We start from the raw sequence: 19,145 nt of genomic DNA on the forward strand, positions 1-19,145 counted from the left end.
ACAGTTTATATAAAACGTATGCTTTAATGGAATCCAGAATTGTCCATAGTTCTTTACTGTCAAATTTTTTAAATGTTGATTTCAGCACACGCCAGCTCAGTGCCCAATTCAAGACGTTGGTTGACAGTATCTTGTTAAAGAATGGCTTATCTACTAAAAATGATTGGCTGATTGTATTCAGAGTTGTTTATAATAACGGTCGGCAGCTCCTGATAAGCAAGAATAGATTTGGCACCTTTTATAGTGATAGGATAAAGGAAATTCAGATTGTTATTCCTATACCTTCAATTCAAGGAGTACCTTGGGGGGTAAAGGACAATCAGTACATATACGGCCCTGATCACTATCAAACGCTATTGAAAAACTTTTGGGTGGAAGAAGTTCATGTTCTTCAGTTTAATATCCGTGCTGACTACATATATGATTGTTTGAGGCGAGCGATTGAGAGAGCATTTTTTGAAGGTTTTACCGTTGGAGGTGTTAAAATTGTAGCAAAATCAATATAAGTGTCCCTTCATCGTCTCACAAAACGGGCATTTTGTGAGACAAGAATCAATCCTGAAAACTCTTCCAAATAAACTCTCAAAATTGTCTCAACGAATCGTCTCATAAATCAATGTCTCAATGTCTCGTTTTGGCATGACATAGTGAGATATTTTTATTGTATCCAGATGTAAGCGTCAACCTACAAAAAAATCTGTAACAGTCGGGGCATTTGTGATGAATCATAAATCATTTGCCAGTCACCAAAATGGGTTATCTCTTTCGCTGACCAATGGAGATGGCCAGAACACGCAAGGCCATTGAACTGGTATATTTATAATCGGCATTCCCCCGAAAATTTTGTATTTTTGCAGCATCTTTTACAGAAAATTTCAATTTATTAATGATAACGGTATCAAACGTGTCGTTGCGCTACGGTAAACGGGTGCTTTTCGACGAAGTAAATATTAAATTTAACCCGGGCAACTGCTACGGCGTTATTGGGGCCAACGGGGCGGGTAAATCCACTTTTTTAAAAATTTTGTCGGGCGAAATAGACGCGCAGACGGGTACGGTAGCCATTACGCCTGGCCAACGCATGGCCGTCCTGAAACAAAATCAGTTTGAGTTTGACGAGTTTCAGGTGTTGCAGACGGTGATTATGGGCCACAAACGCCTGTATGACATCATGATTGAAAAAGACGCCATCTACGCCAAAGAAGATTTTACGGAAGCCGACGGCGAAAAAGCGGCTGACTTGGAAGCCGAATTTGCCGAGTTGGACGGCTGGGAAGCAGAGCCCGAAGCGGCCTCTCTATTGAGCGGTTTGGGTATCAAAGAAGACCTTCACTATGCCCAGATGACCGACCTCGATCCTAGCCAAAAAGTGCGGGTGTTATTGGCCCAGACTCTTTTCGGCAACCCTGATATTTTGCTGTTAGATGAGCCTACCAACAACCTTGACGTGGAAACGGTGATGTGGTTGGAAAACTTTTTGAACAACTTCAAGAACATCGTCATCGTGGTTTCCCACGACCGCCACTTCCTCGACCAAGTGTGTACGCACGTGGTGGATATTGACTTCAGTAAGGTGCAGATGTACGGCGGTAACTATACATTCTGGTATGAATCAAGCCAATTGGCGTTGAAACAACGCGCCGACCAAAACAAGAAATCGGACGAGAAGCGGAAGGAATTGGAAGAGTTTATTCGTCGTTTCAGTGCCAACGTCGCCAAGTCAAAGCAGGCAACAGCCCGGCAGAAAATGTTGGAAAAACTCAACGTCGACGAAATCAAGCCTTCGTCGCGCAAGTATCCTTACATCAATTTCAAACCTGAGCGCGAAATCGGTGATCAGGTATTGAGTGTGGAAGGTCTTTCCAAAACCGCCGAAGACGGAACCAAGCTGTTTGAGAACGTCACATTCCGTCTGAATCGGGAAGATAAAGTGGCCTTTATCGGGCGCAATACCTTGGCAATCACGGCGTTGTTTGAGATTCTTCAGGAGCAGATTAAACCAGATTCGGGCGATTTTAAATGGGGCGTAACGGTCACCAATGCGTATTTCCCCAAAGATAGCGACCATTATTTCCAAACCGACGATAACTTGGTGGATTGGTTGCGTCAGTTTTCCAAAGAAAAAGACGAAAGCTTTATTCGCGGATTTTTAGGTCGGATGCTGTTTTCGGGCGAGGAATCGCTCAAAAAAGCCAGCGTGCTTTCAGGAGGTGAAAAAGTACGTTGTATGCTCTCAAAAATGATGCTTTCGGGCTCCAACTTCCTGACCCTCGACGACCCTACCAACCACTTGGATCTGGAATCCATCACTGCGCTCAACAACGGTTTGATTGAGTTCAAAGGCGCGATGTTGTTTTATTCGCACGACCACCAATTCATTCAAACGGTCGCCAATCGCATCATCGAAGTTACGCCAAACGGCATCATTGATAAACTCATGACCTACGACGAATACATCACCGACGACCGCGTCAAAGCGCAGCGTGAGGAGTTGTATAGGGAGTTGGTGTAAATCACGGAATTAACGTAATATGTACGAAGAGAGCCGCCCTTTTATTTGGCGGCTCTCTTTTTTTATCGCAACAACAACCGCTCTAAGCCCTCGCGGTACAGTTCTCCAATCGGCACATTTCCTTTGGTCAAAGTGAGTTGATGGCGCTCTATTTTCTGAATGGACTCAATCGCGACAATGAACGATTTATGAACTCGGATGAACCGCTCCGACGGCAATAAACTCAACATCTCGGTCATGGTCATACGTGTGATGACGCGGCGATTTTGCTCGTAAATAAACAGCAGATTCGTATCGGACTGAATGTATTGGATTTCATTCAAAGACACCCGTACCCAATCGTAGCCTTCCTTGACAAAAATGGAGCTTTGGCCTTCCACGCGTTGGCTGAGGTGCGCATGAACCCGATTGGCCGCCTGCAAAAATCGGTCAAATTCGATGGGCTTCAGCAGATAATCAAGGGCCTGTACTTCAAACCCCTGCACGGCATATTCCGAATAAGCGGTGATGAAAATAATCTGCGTTTGTCCGCGCAAAATACGCGCTAATTCAGTACCAGGCAGATCGGGCATTTTTACATCTAAAAAAACGCAATCTACCCGCTCGTTCTTTAGAAAAGCCAATGCCTCTTTGACGCTCACAAACGTCTGTTTCAACGCCAGAAACGGCACCCACTCAGCGTATTGCTCAATGACTGCCAAAGAGGCGGGTTCGTCGTCTATGGCGATGCAGGAGATTTTCATAGCTTACAGCTGAAGGGTCAAATCAATTTCAAAGGTATCTTTTTGTCGGTCACAATGTAATGAATACCGGTCAGGATAAAGCAACGCCAAGCGTTTTTCGGTATTTTTCAGGCCCGTTCCTGCGCCTTTTTTTTCGGAGTGGTGTTGGGTAATGCTGTTTTCTACGGTGAGGTGCAGTTTTCGGTCTTCTACGCGCAAATCCACGCGCACAAAACTCGGCTCATCAATGCTGACGCCATACTGAAACGCATTTTCTATCAACGGAATCAGCAGCAGTGGCGCAATGTCGGCCGGTTCTTGGTCCCAAAATAGCGTGGATTGAATGGATACATTGGGGTGCTCCGGCAAGCGGGCGCGTTGGAGGGCGATGTATTTTTCAATAAAAGTCAGTTCTTTTTGAATATCCGTTTTCTCCTGTTGCACTTCCTCGACACTGTGTCGCAAAATCCCCGAAAGTTGTTGGACCAACTGCGCCGTTGAAGTGTCTTTTTCGGTCAGTGCCGAACTGTAAATGGTATTGAGCGAATTGAACAAAAAGTGCGGGTTCAACTGCGCTTTCAGTGCTTGGATCTCCGTTTCGCGTTGCAGTTTTTCCAATTCTGCTTCCCGCTTGCGGCTTTGCCAAACGTACATGATGAGGGTAAAGAAGGCAGTGTAGAGGAGGTGGATAATCGTAAAGTCTATTGTGGAGAAGTACTCTAAATTATTAAAATAGACTAAAAAGTTTTCCCTTAAAATAGGCCAAAAACCTCTAAACAGCATTCCCTGTTTTTTATAATATTCAAGTGATTCAGGTGAAAAATAGACATAAGTATAATTACTTCTAAGCCATCCATTATAGCTATCCCATAAAATATGTCCGGCTATGACTAACCCCAAAAACAGAAATACCTTAATCCCAAAAAGTCGATATTTTTTTCGTAACCAATCTTGAAAAACAAACAAATAGAAAATAGTTCCAAAAAAAGCAGGCCAGAGTGCATTAGGAAAAGGGGAAATTGAAGACTGAAACAAATCCCATGTTATTGCATACCATGTAACCGGTTCACCATCTCGGATAAGTCCACGAGTATAGTAACTCATAAATCCCCAAAAGAACAGAACAGTAAAAACGCCCGCATAATGAAGCCAAAAAAGTCGCCATTTGTTGATTTGCATAGTGGTAAAGATAAGGATGATGACGCAAATCAAAAACAACCCAATGAAGCCTGAAAATAAAGGTGGCAAACACCCTGAATGACGTGGCGTAAAGGTACAGACGGCAGGATGAATGGGAACACTACCAAATCCTTTGAACAGGATAAGGGTCTATTTGAGTATCAATACTCAGCAGAATATAGTTTTGAGTGATGGCCTCCGCAATCAACAGCCTATCGAATGGGTCACGATGATGGAGCGGCAGGGTTTTGATCTCTTCAATGGCTTTCTCGGAAATTGGCAAAATCGTAATGGCTTCTTTTCGTAACTGAGCTATCATTTGGTCAATCGTATACGTTAGAGAAAGCTTGCCAATAGAAACCTTTATAGCTATTTCCCAAAAAGAAGCGATGTGAACGAAGCAAATTTGGTGCTCTATTAACTTCTTGACTTTGGGGGATAACTGAGCGTTTTCTTCCAAATACTACAACAAAGTGTGCGTGTCCAATAAATACATTATGAATGATTTTTACATATAATCTTTAAAATCCTCCAAGGGAGCATTGAAGTCGTCGGAAATATACGAAACTAAACCCTTCATACTGCCTGCTTTACGTTTGGGTACAGAACGCTTTGTTTTATACTTAGAAGAAAGATAGCCAACAAAGTCCAGTACTTCCTGCTGTAAAGAAGCGGGCAATTTGTTAAACTCTTTCAATAATAATTGGTCGGTTGCCATCTCTGTTGATTTTTCTACAAAATTATCAAATTTTTCGATCCTGACGTCAGAAAAATACTGGTGGCCTGCCCACAACGCTGTGTTAAAATTTCCTTTACAGACCGCCAAATAAATGGGAAATTCTTTTGTTGTTTTGTGATAACAATTTCCCGTACTTTTAGCGTTAATACGCTTAAATTCTAAACCTCTCACCCTAATGTGCTCCCTGTTTAGCAGTCGCTTCCAAGCCTGTTTTGTCCCCCTGAAAGGGTCTGAAAACACTTTCTTTCAGAATGACAAAGATACTTATCGTCCTAAAATCAAATTCGTTCGTCTTTCCCTTTTTACACTTCTCTTTTCCACACTTTTCCTCACACAATGTGGAAAACTCAACGAACTTCGGGTGGTGGGGCGAAATTTTGATGATGAGATCAACCTGGCTCAAAATCTGGTTTTTACTTTCAACAAAGACATTGTTTCTGAGTCGGAACTGAACAGTTGGGAGTCGACCAAATTTGTGGAATTTATCCCTGCCGTGGCGGGGAAATTTAAGTGGACCGCGCCCAACGAACTGATTTTTTCGCCCGCAAGCGGCTTTGAGCCCGCCACCGAATACCGCGCCGAGCTGAGCAAAGAGCTGGCAAAGAAAACCATTGAAAAACGATATGACGTATCGGGCGAAGAAATAGAATTTCATACACCTTACCTCCAACTTACCGACGCCGAAACCTACTGGACCAAATCGCGCGAAACGGGAAAAGCATTGGCCAAAGCCAAACTGCATTTTAATTATGCTGTTAATGGGAGCGACGTGGGCGGAAAGTTGAAAGTGAAAAGTGAGGAGAAAGCACTTAACTCCTCCATTATTCAATCGCAAACATCTGAGGCCGTTACGGTTTCGTTGAACGATGCCGCCGCTGATAAAAACGAGCAACCGCTGGAACTTTCGGTCGAAAAAGGCTTGAAAGTGCCCAATACCGCCTATGTAAGCAAAGAAAATATTGCGCTCTCTAGCACGATTCCGTCCGCCACGACCCTCGAAGTAAAAGAGGTAAAAACGGGTTTTGAGAACAACCGGGGCATGGTGCGTGTCGTGACCACGCAGGAACTTCAAAATGTAGATTTGTCGACTTTTTATACCATTCAGCCCGCCGTGCAGACCAAGGCAGAACTGACCGAAAACGGTTTTGTCATTCGGGGAGATTTTAACGAAACGGATACGTACGTACTGACCCTCACCGACCAAGTGAAAGGCGTTTTGGGTGCGAATCTGGAAGAAGCGGTCAGTAAAGATTTGTTTTTTGGCTTGATGCCCGCGAGCATTGGCTTTGTCAATAAAAAAGCCGTGTATCTTTCTTCCAAAGGCGCGCGTAACGTTGGGGTTCAGATTGTGAACGTGCCTAAAGTGCAGGTGAAAATCGCCAAGATATATGAAAATAACATTTTGCAGTACCTCAGAAATAACCGCTACGAAGAGTACGGCTATTTGGGCGGCGACGACAATTGGGGACCTACAGGCGCGTATAACTATCAGGAAGATGACAACCAATCTTACAGCGACCTTGTGGTGGATAAGACCGTTGAGACCGATAACCTCCCCAAAGTAAAAGGCGTTTCGGCGCTTAATCTGGGCTTGCCAGATGCGCCCAATGCTTTTCGTGGAATTTATTTGGTAACCGTCCAGTCGAAAGATGAGCAATACCAACGCGCGAATAAATTGGTTTCGTTGTCGGATATTGGATTGATTGCGAAGCAGGGCAAAGATGAATTGTGGGTGTTTGCCAATTCCATCAAAACCGCCGAGCCACTAGATAAGTTAGAAATTAGCCTTATTTCTTCTAATAACCAAACGGTGTTGACAGGAAAGACCGACAACAAAGGCGTGGTTAAGTTTGAAAAACTATCGGAAAAAGCCCCGAATTTTTCCATCGCGATGGTCGTGGCCCACAGCGGTGAAGCCCAAAGTCGCGATGCTGATTTTAATTATCTCCTTCTGGAAGATACGCAGGTTGAAACTTCTCGCTTTGAAGTGGAGGGCAAGCGCGACAATAATTCGGGTTTTGAAGCTTTTATCTACGGCGACCGCGATATTTATCGCCCTGGCGAGACGATTCACTTCAATACCGTGGTGCGACAGCAAAACTGGAAAAGTGTAGGGGAGGTGCCGTTGAAAATTAAAGTGCTGCTACCCAACGGAAAAGAACTCAAAACTTATCGCGTAACGACCAACGGTGAAGGTGCGGTAGAAACTTCTTTAGCGCTCGACAAAGCCGCCGTGACGGGTGGCTACAGCGTGGAAATATACAACGCAAACGATGTGTTGCTGGCTTCTAAAAAGCTGAATATTGAGGAGTTTATGCCCGACCGCATCAAGGTAGACGCCAAAACCAATCAGGAATTTTACCGAACGGGTCAAACCATTACGCTCAACGCGACTGCGCTCAACCTGTTTGGACCGCCCGCGTCGGGGCGCAACTATGAAATGGAGTTTTCGCTCAAGCGCAAAGCTTTTTTTGCCGCCAACTACAAAGAGTACATTTTTGATATGCCCGATGGTACTGCTACAAAATTTGAAAATGTACTGCGACAAGGCGTGACCGATGATAATGGATTAGCGAAAGAAGCATTTCCGCTCCCTGTCGAATACAAGGATTTGGGGGTGTTGGAAGGAAAAATTTACGTGACTGTTTTTGACGAAACGGGCCGCCCTGTCAATCGTCTCAAGCGCTTTGATGTGTTTACGCAGGAGGTATTTTACGGGGTAAAAATGGCCGATAACTACGTGGGGCTCAATGCGCCCGTACCTATTGGGTTGGTGGCGGTCGATAAAGACGGCAAGCCCAAAGCAACGGTGCAGGCGCAGGTAGAGGTGATTCGCATGGACTACCAGACGGTCGTGGAAAAACAAAATGATCAATTGCGTTATTCTTCCAAAAAGCGCGAAAAAGTGGTGTATTCCAACGTCGTGAATTTTAAAAACGGTTTGGCAGAAGTGCGTTATGTGCCTACGGTGTCGGGCGAATATGAAGTGCGGATACGGCGTACGAGTGGGGCGGTGGGGACACCAGTCGCGGGGTATTCGGTGGTCAATTTTTACGCATACGGGTGGGGAAGTACTTCGGCCTCGTCGTTTGAAGTGAGCAATGAAGGCGAAGTGCTGATGGAGTTTGACAAACCAAGTTATAAAGTAGGTGACAAAGCCACGGTTTTGTTCAAAACACCGTTTGTGGGTAAATTATTGGTTACGGTCGAGCGCAATAAAATACTGGAACACACCTATTTAACGACCGATAACAAATCTGCCGAATTCAGCTTCTCAGTGGGCAGCAATCATTTGCCGAATGTCTTTATTTCCGCAACTTTGATTCGACCGTTGGACAACTCTAACTTGCCGTTGACCGTGGCGCACGGGTTTGCCTCGGTCAAAGTCGAAGATGAAGATACGAAATTACCTGTGGAGATTGTTGCCGTAGAAAAGTCTCGTTCTAAAACCAAGCAAAAGATTCGTATCAAAACGGCCCGCAATGCGCAGGTGACCGTGGCGGTGGTGGATGAAGGGATTTTACAAATCAAGAATTTTCAAACGCCAGATATTCATGGGTTCTTTTACCAAAAACGTGCCTTGGAGGTCAATAGCCACGATTTGTACCCATTTCTGTTTCCCGAACTTTCACTGGCTTCCACCAGCAGCGTGGGGGGAGATGGTTATGATTTAGAAAAACGCATCAATCCGCTCTCCAACGGACGGGTCAACTTGGTGGCTTATTGGTCTGGGCAACTGGACGCTGGCATGGACGGGGAAGCTGAATTTGAAGTCGATATTCCCCAATTTTCGGGCGACTTACGCATCATGGCCGTGGCCTATAAAGACAATGGTTTTGGTTCGGGCAACAAAAACATGAAAGTGGCAGACCCCATCGTGATTAGTACTGCTTTGCCGCGCTTTTTGAGTCCAGATGATGAACTTATTGTTCCCGTCAACGTAACCAATACTGAAAAAACGGCGGCCAACGTGCAGGTAAGCCTGAGTGTAAACGGTCAGCTTCAGAATCTGCAAGCCAAAAGTCAAACGCTGAGCATTGCACCCGAAAAAGAAAGTCGTACTTCATTTGTGGTAAAAGCTGCACAAGCAATGGGCACGGGTAGTGTGACTGTGACGGTCAACAACGGCAAAGAAAAGTTTGTAGAGAAGACGGAATTAACCATACGTCCTGCCACTTCATTGCTTAAAACATCACAATCAGGCGTGATTGCTGGTGGGAGTGCAGGAACTGTTGATTTAAGTGGAAATGGTTTTATTCCTTCAACGGTCAGCAGTAAATTGGTGGTGAGCCGCTCGCCGATGGTGCAATATGCCAAAGCCTTGGATTATCTGTTGGGCTATCCACACGGTTGTATTGAGCAGACAATCTCCAAGGCATTCCCTCAACTGTATTTTGCCGACATCGCCAAGTCGATTGCGCCAAAGACCTACGTGGTTAAAAGCGGAGAGAGTGATTTTAATCCCACTTTCAACGTACAGGCGGCCATTCAAAAAATAGAAAGTATGCAGTTGCCGAGCGGTGCGGTGAGCTACTGGCCCGCCAGCACCGAAGAGTCTTCTTGGGGAACGGCCTACGCTACTCATTTTCTTATCGAAGCTCAACGCGCAGGATTCGAAATCAATCAATCGGCTTTGGGGCGCATGTTGGATTATTTGACCGTAAAAACAGGCTCACCCGCTACCGAGTATGACTACACCTACGACGAAGCAAGTGGCTATACGCAGGTGACGATTGCGAGCCGTTCGTCGCTGTACTCGCTATATGCCTTGGCGCTGGGCGGAAAAGCCAATCGCGCCTCTATGAATTATTACAAACAAAATCAACAGTTGCTGACTTCAGATACGCGCTATTTGCTGGCGGCGGCTTTTAAGCAGATTGGGGATGAACGCAGTTACGTTGCTTTATTGCCAACTGCTTTGGCCGAAACCCGCTCAGCGCGTCAATTGAGCGGTAGTTTTGCGTCGCCTATTCGAAATTTAGCGTTGACGCTAAATACGCTGATTGAAACAGATGCCAGTAATCTTCAAATTCCTACGTTGGCGCGTCGATTGTCGCAAGCCCTGAATTCCACCGCGTACCTCAACACGCAAGAAGCGGCGTTTTCCTTTTTAGCCTTGGGTAAATTGGCTAAGAAAAATGCTGGCTCGACGGTAACGGCTAAGTTAGCGGTAGGCAGTAAGCAGTTGGCGGCATTTGATGGGAAAGATTTGGTATTACAATCACAAATCGCAAACCGTAAATTGCAAATTACAGCCTCCGGCAAAGGTTCCCTTTATTGGTTTGCGCAAAGCGAAGGGCTGAATGCTACGGGTGCGTATGTAGAAGAGGATGCAGGGTTGCGGGTACGCAAGCAGTTTTTGAGCCGCAACGGTCAGCCATTGAGTACGTTTCGTCAAAATGATTTAGTGGTGGTGAAAATCACGCTGACAAGTACCGATGGCTCGCCCGTGGAAAATGTGGTGTTAACGGATTTGCTTCCCGCAGCCTTTGAAATTGAAAATCCACGCCTAACCGAGCCGCGCGATATGCCATGGATTAAAGCGCCGAGCATCCCAAATCATTTCGATATTCGCGACGACCGCATCAATTATTACACTACTGCCGATAACACGCCGAAGACGTTTTATTACATGGTGCGTGTGATTACCAAAGGTACATTCACACTCGGCCCCGTTTCGGCGGATGCGATGTATTCAGGAGATTTCAGAAGCTATTCGGGAGGAGGAAAAGTGAAAGTAGATTGAGGTTATTTACGGGACGTCATTAGAGCGTCCCGTAAATAAATGATGTTAATTATCGTTCCATTTCCAGTCTTTTCCCAAAATCAATTCTTTTTTAAGGCCTTGGGCTACGAGTAAATCGCGGGTTTTGTTGCTGTCCAATTTTTTGGCAGGAAGAGCATCGGCGTTGGCGAGTGCGTAGAGCAACATGGCCGAAAAACGCACACCATTGGTCATTTCTTCCCGATTGACAAGGTTGAAGTTGTCGCAGTCGGCGTGGTAACAGCCGAATACATTAGGTGCTAAACGACCCGCAGGTGCGCCCGTAGGAATCCCCTCTAACATAAAAGGCTGATGGTCCGAATGCAGTGCCGCACGACTGCCGACCAAGTTGGCAAAGTTTGCGTCTACTTTCTTTATTTGTTCGCCAACGGCTTGAAAAAAAGGAACCAACTCATCGCGCCCACCTACGTTCATGCCCTGTACATTGTTGGTCATGTCGAGGTTCATCATGAATTTTACCTTGTCAATCTGCTTATTTTTTACGAGTTCTTTCACCACCTGACGCGAGCCCAATAATCCTTGCTCTTCACCCATGAAAAGTACAAAATCAATGGTTCGTTTTGGTTTTAATTTAAGGGCTTTAAAGGCACGGGCTATGTCCATAATGGTAAAAGAACCAAGACCGTTATCGGTGGCACCCGTGGCCAAATCCCACGAATCCAGATGTCCTCCGATGATGATACGCTCGTCGGTTTTTCCGGGCAAAGTGGCAATGATGTTGCGGGCTTTGATTTTTTTACTGACGTTGCGCATATCCACAATGGCGTGCAAATCCGTGTCTACTTTTATCCAATTTCTGATTTCTTCGCCGCTTTCTTTCGAAATATTCACGGCAGGAATGGAAATCAGCGAGCCAGTCACAGAAGCGGTTCCCGTCAGCAGTACATTACCAGGAACTTGATTGACCGTGATAATCGCCGTAGCACCGTATTGAATGGCTAAGGCTGTTTTTTCGGAGCGGTGTAGATTCTTTTGACCGGGTTTCCCGTTGACCAAGCCGATGTTTGCCATCGCGATATTGCCTTTAATCTGCTCTTTTACAGCCTCAAAGTCTTCTTCTAAGCCGTTGCCAACATCAACAATGGCACCATTGACCCGCGCCTGCACGGGCGAGTGCGCCAAGGCCACCACGGGTACACTTCGAAAATTATCGCTTTTATTGGGGACAACTTCCAGCGTAACGGTATCGCGCATCCATGATTCTACTTCAAACGGTTGGTATTTTACATCTGTATAGCCGTACTTTTTGAACAGATTAAAAGCATATTGCTCCGCTTTGGCACCGTTGACACTGCCCGTCAGTCGGTGGCCGATGGTAGATACCGCATTGCCTAAAGTTTCGTACGCTCGGCTGTTTTTAAGGACATCTTCGTTGATTTTTTGGAAGGAAGAAACGAATTCATTGTCGCCTCGGAAAGCCAACAAAGCGACCAACAAAAGGCTTACTGAAGAAGCAGATAAAACTTGACGATACATACGGGGTTGTGGAAGCGTTAAGAACTTATAAAAATACAAAAAAGCAGACATTATCGTTTCTTCGCGTCAAAAGTAATTATCAAACGGTTAGGTGTGACGCAGAAGGGATGTGCCAATCGTGCAATTTAAACACTGTTTGGGTTGGCAAAAATGCGTATAAATTTCAATAACACCTTGCGAATCAAATGCCGTCTTCGTGGTTTGTCCCAACGCGGCCCATATCTCTGTTATGTGGTTTTTTTCGGTAGGGAGTTGCTCTAAAAAGTCCATCGCTTTATCCAAAAAAACGCGATTGTCGCGGGCTTCCGAATAAGCCACTAAAAGCGGAATGACGGTATTAATGACGATATTTTCAACCGATGATTTGCCCAATAGGGCTACTTTTGCCGACGCCTCTTTCTGAAATAAATAATGTTTTTGCCAATAAACCGATTGCTCAACGCGTAGCAACCGACTCAATTGTTCAACATTTTCGGCATGAATGAATAACGAAAAAAAGCTTGTTTGCTGCTGAATCAGGGTGGCCAATTGGGCAAGTCGCACCGTTGGAAAATTGGCGGGACGCAGACGTAAAAATTTCCATTCATGTAGGCGGAGTTGGTGGGAATTCAGGCCATACTTGGCCGATAAAAAAGTATATTCACGTTCTAGCGTATGGGAATAATCGTCAGAACCTTGCGCGTTGGAGAGCAGCCCCGATTGGCCCAACAGCATTGCTTCTAGTTGGGTATGATTGTCGCGGTGCTTTTGCAGGACTTTGAGGGGGAGTCCCTGCGCCAATCTAAGCATCGGTTCGGCGTTGATTTTAAAGCCAAAGTTTTGGGCCAACAACTGATAGGTCGTTTCTTCCCAATCTTGCTGATTTCGCACCAGCATTTCATGCACCGTGGCGGCCTTGCGTTGGAGGCGTTGCAGGAGTGCGCGGTCGAGCATGGAGCGTTTTTGGAGTTCGGGTACGTGTTCAAATTGACCAGCGCACGGAATCACCTCGTGGTTGTCGATGAGCGAATGGTATTTTTGAAGTAACACCAAGGCAGTCAGCGGTTTGAGCGCGAGTGTAGGCACCAACGAACCATCGGGGCGGGCAATGACGGCGTCGTTTTCCCAGACCACGTGCAATATCACGCTGTCGTAGGCGCGGTCGTGCGTGTGGGTATGCCGGTGCCAATCGGAGCTTCGCAGGTGCATTTCGACGTTACCCACCCATTCCAATCCGTCGATGAGCACCCGCCCATTCAGAAAATCGGGCCCTGCATTGGTATTGCGTAGCCCCACGGCCAAAATCTGAAGCGCCTCACCCGTAACGGTTTGCAGGTTGGTTTTTTGGAAATATTGAAATTGCCACAGGAAATACAGAAAATCTTCAGACATGGGCGTTGATTCAAAATAAAAAGGCCTTAAATTGAGTTATATTAAATGGTTTATTTTCTTCAAATTACGTTGTGTTTATGAGCATGTGCGTGTCCACATAGTGGAGCTAAGTGATTTCAATATTACCCTTAAGAGTTTGTTTTAAAAACCTGTCTATGAAACCATTCTCATTACTTATACTATTTGTTCTTATCCTGTTGGGTTTAAACACACAAGCCCAAGTTGTAAAGCTCTCAGAAGACCCCGCGCAGTTCATTGCCGATGCGCAAAAAATGATGGCGATGAGTGGGAGTCCAGCGTATGTCAAAGCAGCTAAGAACCTAGAAACACTGTGGTTAGACAGTCGTTTGACGCAAAACCACCAAAAAAGTATCGTTGCGCTCTCGCGGCGCATGGTGGCCAAGGGCTACAAACCCGCCATGCCGCATTTTGAGCAGTTTTTTAGCGGTATCAACGCGGCCTTTAACGGCACCTACGCCAACCCCGCCGAAGTTGATAATTACCTGACCGTGGCCACGCAAGTGGTGGAAACCTACGATACCAAAAGCGCGCTTAAATATTTCGAAACGGCACGAAACCTGTTTGAAAATCGCCTGATTTATCTCTCAAATTTTAACCGTTTGTTTGCCTTCGAGGGCACGTTCAGCTTTCGCTTTGTGGATGCGGCTGCCGATGCCGCCAAAGCCACCGACTCGACCAAACCTGCCGCCGCCAATGACGGATGGGGAAGTGTGACTGCCGATTCGACGGGGTTGCTCAGCAGCGCCACCGCTTACGAAAAAAAGCCTTTGCCCACCGTGATGGGAGCGCTTGTTGAATTCAAAAACGTAAACTTGGTCATGACCACCGCCAATGACTCCGTTCCTATCACCCAAACCAACGGGCAGTTGGCGGTCAAAGAAGGAATTTGGCTCGGAAAAGGCGGGAAAATGACCTGGGAGATGGCGGGTACGCCCGATGTCTACGTTACATTTGGTGGGTATAGTTTTAACGTAGGCTTACCAAAAATCATTACCGATGACGCTAAGCTGAACTATACGGCCAAGCTCGCCCAACCCGTTGATGGACTTTTTGAGTACGAAAGCAAGCGGCGGCCCAAGGGGCAGCCCTCGCCATATCCACGGTTTGTCTCCTATCAGAATGATGCCCAATTGAAGGGGTTGAGCAAAAATATGCGCTATAAAGGCGGTGTGTCGTTGGTAGGTTTGAAACTATCGAGCGGTTCGCTAAGTCAGGAGCCTTCAACGCTGATTATCAGCAACGGCAACAAAATAGCGTTTAAATCAACGAGCCGTCGGTTTGAATTTGCCGACTCCCTCATTACGTCGCCGTTGGCAAGTTTTGCAACTTATTTGGGCGATAAAGATTCTTTGTATCACCCCGCCATTCGACTTTCTTACAACGACTCAGAAGGGCTGGTAAAGGTTCAAAAAGCCGAGCGAACGGGTTATCAAAATACCTCTTTTACCGATTCTTACCACAAAATGTACATCGACGCCGAAATGGTACGCTGGAGTTTTGTGAAAAATGAAATTGAGTTTTCGGTTATTGCGGGCAAAAATGTCGTTCCTGTTCGTTTTGAATCCTTTAGTTTTTTCAAGTCTGAGCGTTTTCGGGCCATGAGTGAGCAATACGGTTTTCATCCGCTGCTGATGGTGGCCAACTATATTTCCAAACAAAAAACACCTACCTTTTTTGCCGAAGACATCGCACTGTTTTATAAACGTGACCCGGCGGCGCTGCGTACGGCATTCAGTCAGCTGAATGCCGATGGGTATTTGGCCATTGAGCCCAAGACGGGATTGTATCGAATGGCCAACAAAGGGCTTTTGTACGTACTTGCTAATAACAAACAAACCGACTTTGATAACTTTTTGGTGTCGTCGCTCTATCCTGCCAACAGTACCACTGCCAATGCTTCTATTGACCTTAAAGACAATGTATTAACGATTAGGGGTGTTGATAAATTTACCATTAGTGATTCCCTAAAAATCGTGGCGTTTCCGTCGGATAAGCAAATCAAAGTCTATAAGAATCGGGATTTTATGATGAATGGCTTGCTAATGTCAGCCAACTTTAGGTTCAATGGGCGCGATTTGATGTTTAATTACGACAAGTTTTTTGTGGACTTGAACAAAATTGATAAGATTACGTATATTCCCAAAGAAGCCTACGATAAAGGAAGTTCGACCGAAGTTGGCGGGGATATTGTCTACGAAAAATCTGGGAGAATTTACCTGAACGACCCTGGCAATAAAGCGGGTGGGAAGAAAAACTCGGTCTTTCCGCGTCTGAGTGTGCCCGAAGGGATGACGGTTTATTTTGACCAACCCGATCGGGGAGAGCTAGCCTACGATAAAAAAGTCTTTTTCAAAATTCCTTCACTGGATTATGACAGCCTCGGTACGCAGGACATTGTGTTTATCGGGACCTTTAATTCGGGCGGGATTTTCCCGCCGTTTCAGGCACAACTGCGCTCCATGCCCGACAATTCATTAGGGTTCAATTACACACCTCCTGCGGCTGGTTATAAAGTCTACGGGTCCAATACCACCATCAAGTTTACAAAAGAACTGGTCATGGATAAGCAAGGGCTGCGCTCGCAGGGCGAAATTGCCCACTTGAGCGCGCGGATTCCGACCCAAGCCATGCTGTTTATGTCTGATTCGTTGATTGCGAGCGGAGCGGAGGCAGAAATCAAGGAAGCGACCATTGGCAAAGCCTATTTTCCTAAAGTAGAGCTACGCAATTATAGCCTACGCTGGATGCCTAAAGCTGATAGTATGTCGCTGACTACCAAGGGAAATACCTTTAATTTTTATAACGCTACCACCAAGCTAGACGGACGTATTGTGCTGCGCTCTACGGGATTGTACGGCAAGGGCCTTCTGCGTCGCGACGACTCCGAGCTTACTTCTCAGGACATTAAATTTAACAAAGAAGGGTTTTTGGCGGGCGAGTCGCAGTATAAAATTATCTCCGCTACCAACGCCACCCGGCCAGTGTTGTTAGGGCAAAATGTAGACATTGATTTCAACATCGTGAAAGGATTGGTGGGGATTTCTACGAACAAAAATTCGTTAGAAAACACGTCGATGGATTTTCCGTTTGCCTCGTATCGAACGTCTATCAACCGCGCGCAATGGAATATTAATGCCAAAACCATTGCGATGAAAGGCGATGTGGCTACGTCGACATTTACGGCGACCGCACCCGAACAAGAAGGCTTGACCTTCAATGGCTCGTCGGCATTGTATGAGATTGAAAAAATGACGCTCAACATCGGAGGTGTACCGTTTATCAAAGCCGCTGATGCCAAGGTGCTGCCTGACAAGGGTTTGGTGGTGGTGCGTCGCAACGGAGAAATGACACCGTTTAAAAACGCACGTTTGGTCCTTGATACGTTGAATGAATACCACCGCCTGAAAAACGGAAATATTCAGATTGTGTCCCGCACAAAATTCTCAGGCGATGCCACCTACCTATATGCTACGGTAACCAATGACACCATTCCCGTCAAAATGGGCAATTTTGATTTGCGTCAGATAACCACGGCGTCGGCGTCAACTAGTACCCGCGTTCCACAGAGCAAAACAAAGGTATTTTCGACCGTTGCGCGGGCAGAGATTGTGGAGGCTGATAATTTTGTGGTGGGACCGAGGTTGCAGTACAAAGGTGGCATGACGATGTTGGCCCCCGAGCCAAACCTGCAATTTGACGGCTACATCAAGCCCATTATAAAGAAACGACCCGATTTGGTCGCATCGTGGATTCCGTTCAAAGAAACACCGACCAAAGATGTGGCGTTGAAAGTAACCCCCTCCCTCAAAAACGAGTCTGATTTGCCGATTTCGGTCGGATTGCACTATCGTGCGGGGGCTGACGGGTTATACAGTACGTTTTTATCGCCCAAAGAAGCCCGCAATGACCAGACTATTTTTGAGGCGCAAGGGTTGTTGCGTTTTGATGCGAAGAGCAAATTATTTAAAATTATTCCCGAGACAAAATCAGCGGATGAGTTGGTGGATGAAGAAAATGCGTACACCTTCAACGATGTCAAAGGCACCATCAGTTATCTCGGAAAACTTAACTTGATTAACGAACGGAGCGAGAAAGAAGGAGAAAAGATGATTTTGGCGTCGGGAAGTGTGCAAACAAACATTGACAGTACTTCGTATCGTTTTAATACGTTGCTTTCGATGAGTTTTCCCGCCAATCGGGAGATTATTACCAAAGCGGCGGAGAATATTGTGCAAACAAATCTTGACGAACAAAACAGCGACCCTGCAGAGCCTGATTTTGAACGTTTAGGGGCCAAATTGACCGCCTTAATCGGCCGAAAAGCCACCGATAGCTACATTGCGCGTACGGCGGCGGCGTATAAGCCGCTGTTTGATGCGTCGCCCAAATTTAATGCGTCGTTGGTATTATCAAACGTTGATTTGAGGTGGTCGGCACCGCAAAATGCGTTTTATAGTGTGGGCAAAATCGGGGTGTCAAACCTCGGTAACACCGACATAAATGCAGAGTTGGAAGGCATGGTTGAAATCCGTAAAAATGCCCGGGGCGATGAGGTGAGTATCTACATTGAGTCGTCGGAAGATGTTTGGTATTACTTTGACTGGCAGCAAGGAAAACTGGCGATGGTGTCGTCGGTACAGGAAGTGAATGATTTTATTACGGTTAAATCAAGGGATAAAAAGGAGTCAACGGTACTGCCCATCGGGCTAGAAGAGCGCGATATGTTTGTGAGTAGGTTCATGTCAATGTACCGCCCAAGACCTAAAAAGCCTACATTGGCCAAAGATACCAAGGCACCAACCAAGGGTACTCCTACCAAAGCCGCTCCTAGCGGCGGAACCAAAACTGCGGCCGCCGCTCCCGCCAAAACCAAAGAACCTAAAGTAGAAGAGACGGAGGCCGAAGAAGAAATAGCGGAGGAAACCGATACAAAAGTAGCCGATAAAGCAACTCCTGCCAAGGGTAAGAAAGACCCGAAAACATCAACGGCAAAGGATACGAAAACGGCGGCCAAGCCGACTGACCCGAAAGCCAAGCCAGGGGCAAAAGTAGCGCAGACGCCCGCTAAAGTTCCTGCTAAGAAAAAAGAGAAGGAAGAGGAGAAAGAAGGATTTTAGCGAAAAAAGAGTAAACAAATCGGCCAGTGATGAGCGTAGTTCATCACTGGCCGATTTGTTTTGTGATTCAAATGTAATACAACACCATAAAGCTGCTGAAAACAATTGAAAAAAGTGGAAAGGCTGTTAATAGGAAAAATTATAATGATGTTAGTGTCCCTTCAAAAAAGGAGCCCAGATTTTATGAACGCAAATATCTGTGTTTATATAGTAGGCCACAATA

The 19,145-nt window shown here is 46.0% G+C and carries 10 protein-coding genes; 4 read left to right on the top strand and 6 right to left on the bottom strand.

The window, feature by feature from the left end:
- Positions 1–26: 26 nt before the first annotated feature.
- The gene (gene imm9 / locus DVG78_RS26645) at positions 27–506 is read left to right on the top strand and encodes an Imm9 family immunity protein (RefSeq protein WP_114464049.1); all 480 of its coding nucleotides are present in this window, start codon (positions 27–29) and stop codon (positions 504–506) included.
- A 380-nt stretch (positions 507–886) separates the two neighbouring features.
- On the top strand, positions 887–2,512 hold the full coding sequence (locus DVG78_RS26650; RefSeq protein ID WP_114464050.1) for an ABC-F family ATP-binding cassette domain-containing protein: 1,626 nt from the start codon (positions 887–889) through the stop codon (positions 2,510–2,512).
- 62 nt (positions 2,513–2,574) lie between these two features.
- Here the strand turns inward: DVG78_RS26650 and DVG78_RS26655 are convergent, their stop codons facing one another.
- The 4 genes from DVG78_RS26655 to vapB all read right to left on the bottom strand — a co-directional run bounded on the left by DVG78_RS26655 (position 2,575) and on the right by vapB (position 5,131).
- A complete protein-coding gene (locus DVG78_RS26655) occupies positions 2,575–3,255 on the bottom strand; it encodes a LytR/AlgR family response regulator transcription factor (protein ID WP_114464051.1) in 681 nt (226 codons plus the stop codon).
- Positions 3,256–3,258: 3 nt separating this feature from the next.
- Positions 3,259–4,134, bottom strand: a complete 876-nt coding sequence (locus tag DVG78_RS26660; protein ID WP_158550108.1) for a sensor histidine kinase — start codon at positions 4,132–4,134, stop codon at positions 3,259–3,261.
- A gap of 400 nt (positions 4,135–4,534) precedes the next feature.
- The gene (locus tag DVG78_RS26665; protein WP_114464053.1) at positions 4,535–4,873 is read right to left on the bottom strand and encodes a type II toxin-antitoxin system VapC family toxin; all 339 of its coding nucleotides are present in this window, start codon (positions 4,871–4,873) and stop codon (positions 4,535–4,537) included.
- A gap of 48 nt (positions 4,874–4,921) precedes the next feature.
- Entirely contained in the window at positions 4,922–5,131 is a 210-nt protein-coding gene (gene vapB / locus DVG78_RS26670) for a type II toxin-antitoxin system VapB family antitoxin (protein WP_114464086.1), read from the bottom strand.
- 196 nt (positions 5,132–5,327) lie between these two features.
- Here vapB and DVG78_RS26675 point away from each other — a divergent pair, with 196 nt between their 5' ends.
- Positions 5,328–10,898 (top strand): alpha-2-macroglobulin family protein, encoded by a 5,571-nt coding sequence (locus tag DVG78_RS26675; RefSeq protein ID WP_229598328.1) that lies wholly within the window; start codon positions 5,328–5,330, stop codon positions 10,896–10,898.
- A 45-nt stretch (positions 10,899–10,943) separates the two neighbouring features.
- On the opposite strand, the gene DVG78_RS26680 is transcribed toward DVG78_RS26675, so the two are convergent.
- Positions 10,944–12,413 carry a M20/M25/M40 family metallo-hydrolase gene (locus DVG78_RS26680; RefSeq protein WP_114464088.1) on the bottom strand — a complete coding sequence of 490 codons (1,470 nt, stop codon included), beginning with the start codon at positions 12,411–12,413 and terminating at the stop codon, positions 10,944–10,946.
- A gap of 87 nt (positions 12,414–12,500) precedes the next feature.
- Positions 12,501–13,784, bottom strand: coding sequence for a DUF2851 family protein (locus DVG78_RS26685; protein ID WP_114464054.1), 1,284 nt, complete (start codon positions 13,782–13,784; stop codon positions 12,501–12,503).
- Positions 13,785–13,939: 155 nt separating this feature from the next.
- Between DVG78_RS26685 and DVG78_RS26690 the strand changes: the two genes are divergently transcribed.
- Positions 13,940–18,922, top strand: coding sequence for a hypothetical protein (locus tag DVG78_RS26690; RefSeq protein ID WP_147277182.1), 4,983 nt, complete (start codon positions 13,940–13,942; stop codon positions 18,920–18,922).
- The last annotated feature ends 223 nt before the right edge of the window (positions 18,923–19,145 follow it).

The sequence above is a fragment of the Runella aurantiaca genome, assembly GCF_003339505.1.
Classification (GTDB): domain Bacteria; phylum Bacteroidota; class Bacteroidia; order Cytophagales; family Spirosomataceae; genus Runella; species Runella aurantiaca.

Excerpts from the sequence above, each read along its gene's own strand:
- DVG78_RS26690 (WP_147277182.1), top strand. The coding sequence starts at position 13,940 with ATGAAACCATTCTCATTACTTATACTATTTGTTCTTATCCTGTTGGGT.
- vapB (WP_114464086.1), bottom strand. The coding sequence starts at position 5,131 with ATGGCAACCGACCAATTATTATTGAAAGAGTTTAACAAATTGCCCGCT.
- DVG78_RS26655 (WP_114464051.1), bottom strand. The coding sequence starts at position 3,255 with ATGAAAATCTCCTGCATCGCCATAGACGACGAACCCGCCTCTTTGGCA.
- DVG78_RS26650 (WP_114464050.1), top strand. The coding sequence starts at position 887 with ATGATAACGGTATCAAACGTGTCGTTGCGCTACGGTAAACGGGTGCTT.
- DVG78_RS26680 (WP_114464088.1), bottom strand. The coding sequence starts at position 12,413 with ATGTATCGTCAAGTTTTATCTGCTTCTTCAGTAAGCCTTTTGTTGGTC.
- imm9 (WP_114464049.1), top strand. The coding sequence starts at position 27 with ATGGAATCCAGAATTGTCCATAGTTCTTTACTGTCAAATTTTTTAAAT.
- DVG78_RS26685 (WP_114464054.1), bottom strand. The coding sequence starts at position 13,784 with ATGTCTGAAGATTTTCTGTATTTCCTGTGGCAATTTCAATATTTCCAA.
- DVG78_RS26675 (WP_229598328.1), top strand. The coding sequence starts at position 5,328 with ATGTGCTCCCTGTTTAGCAGTCGCTTCCAAGCCTGTTTTGTCCCCCTG.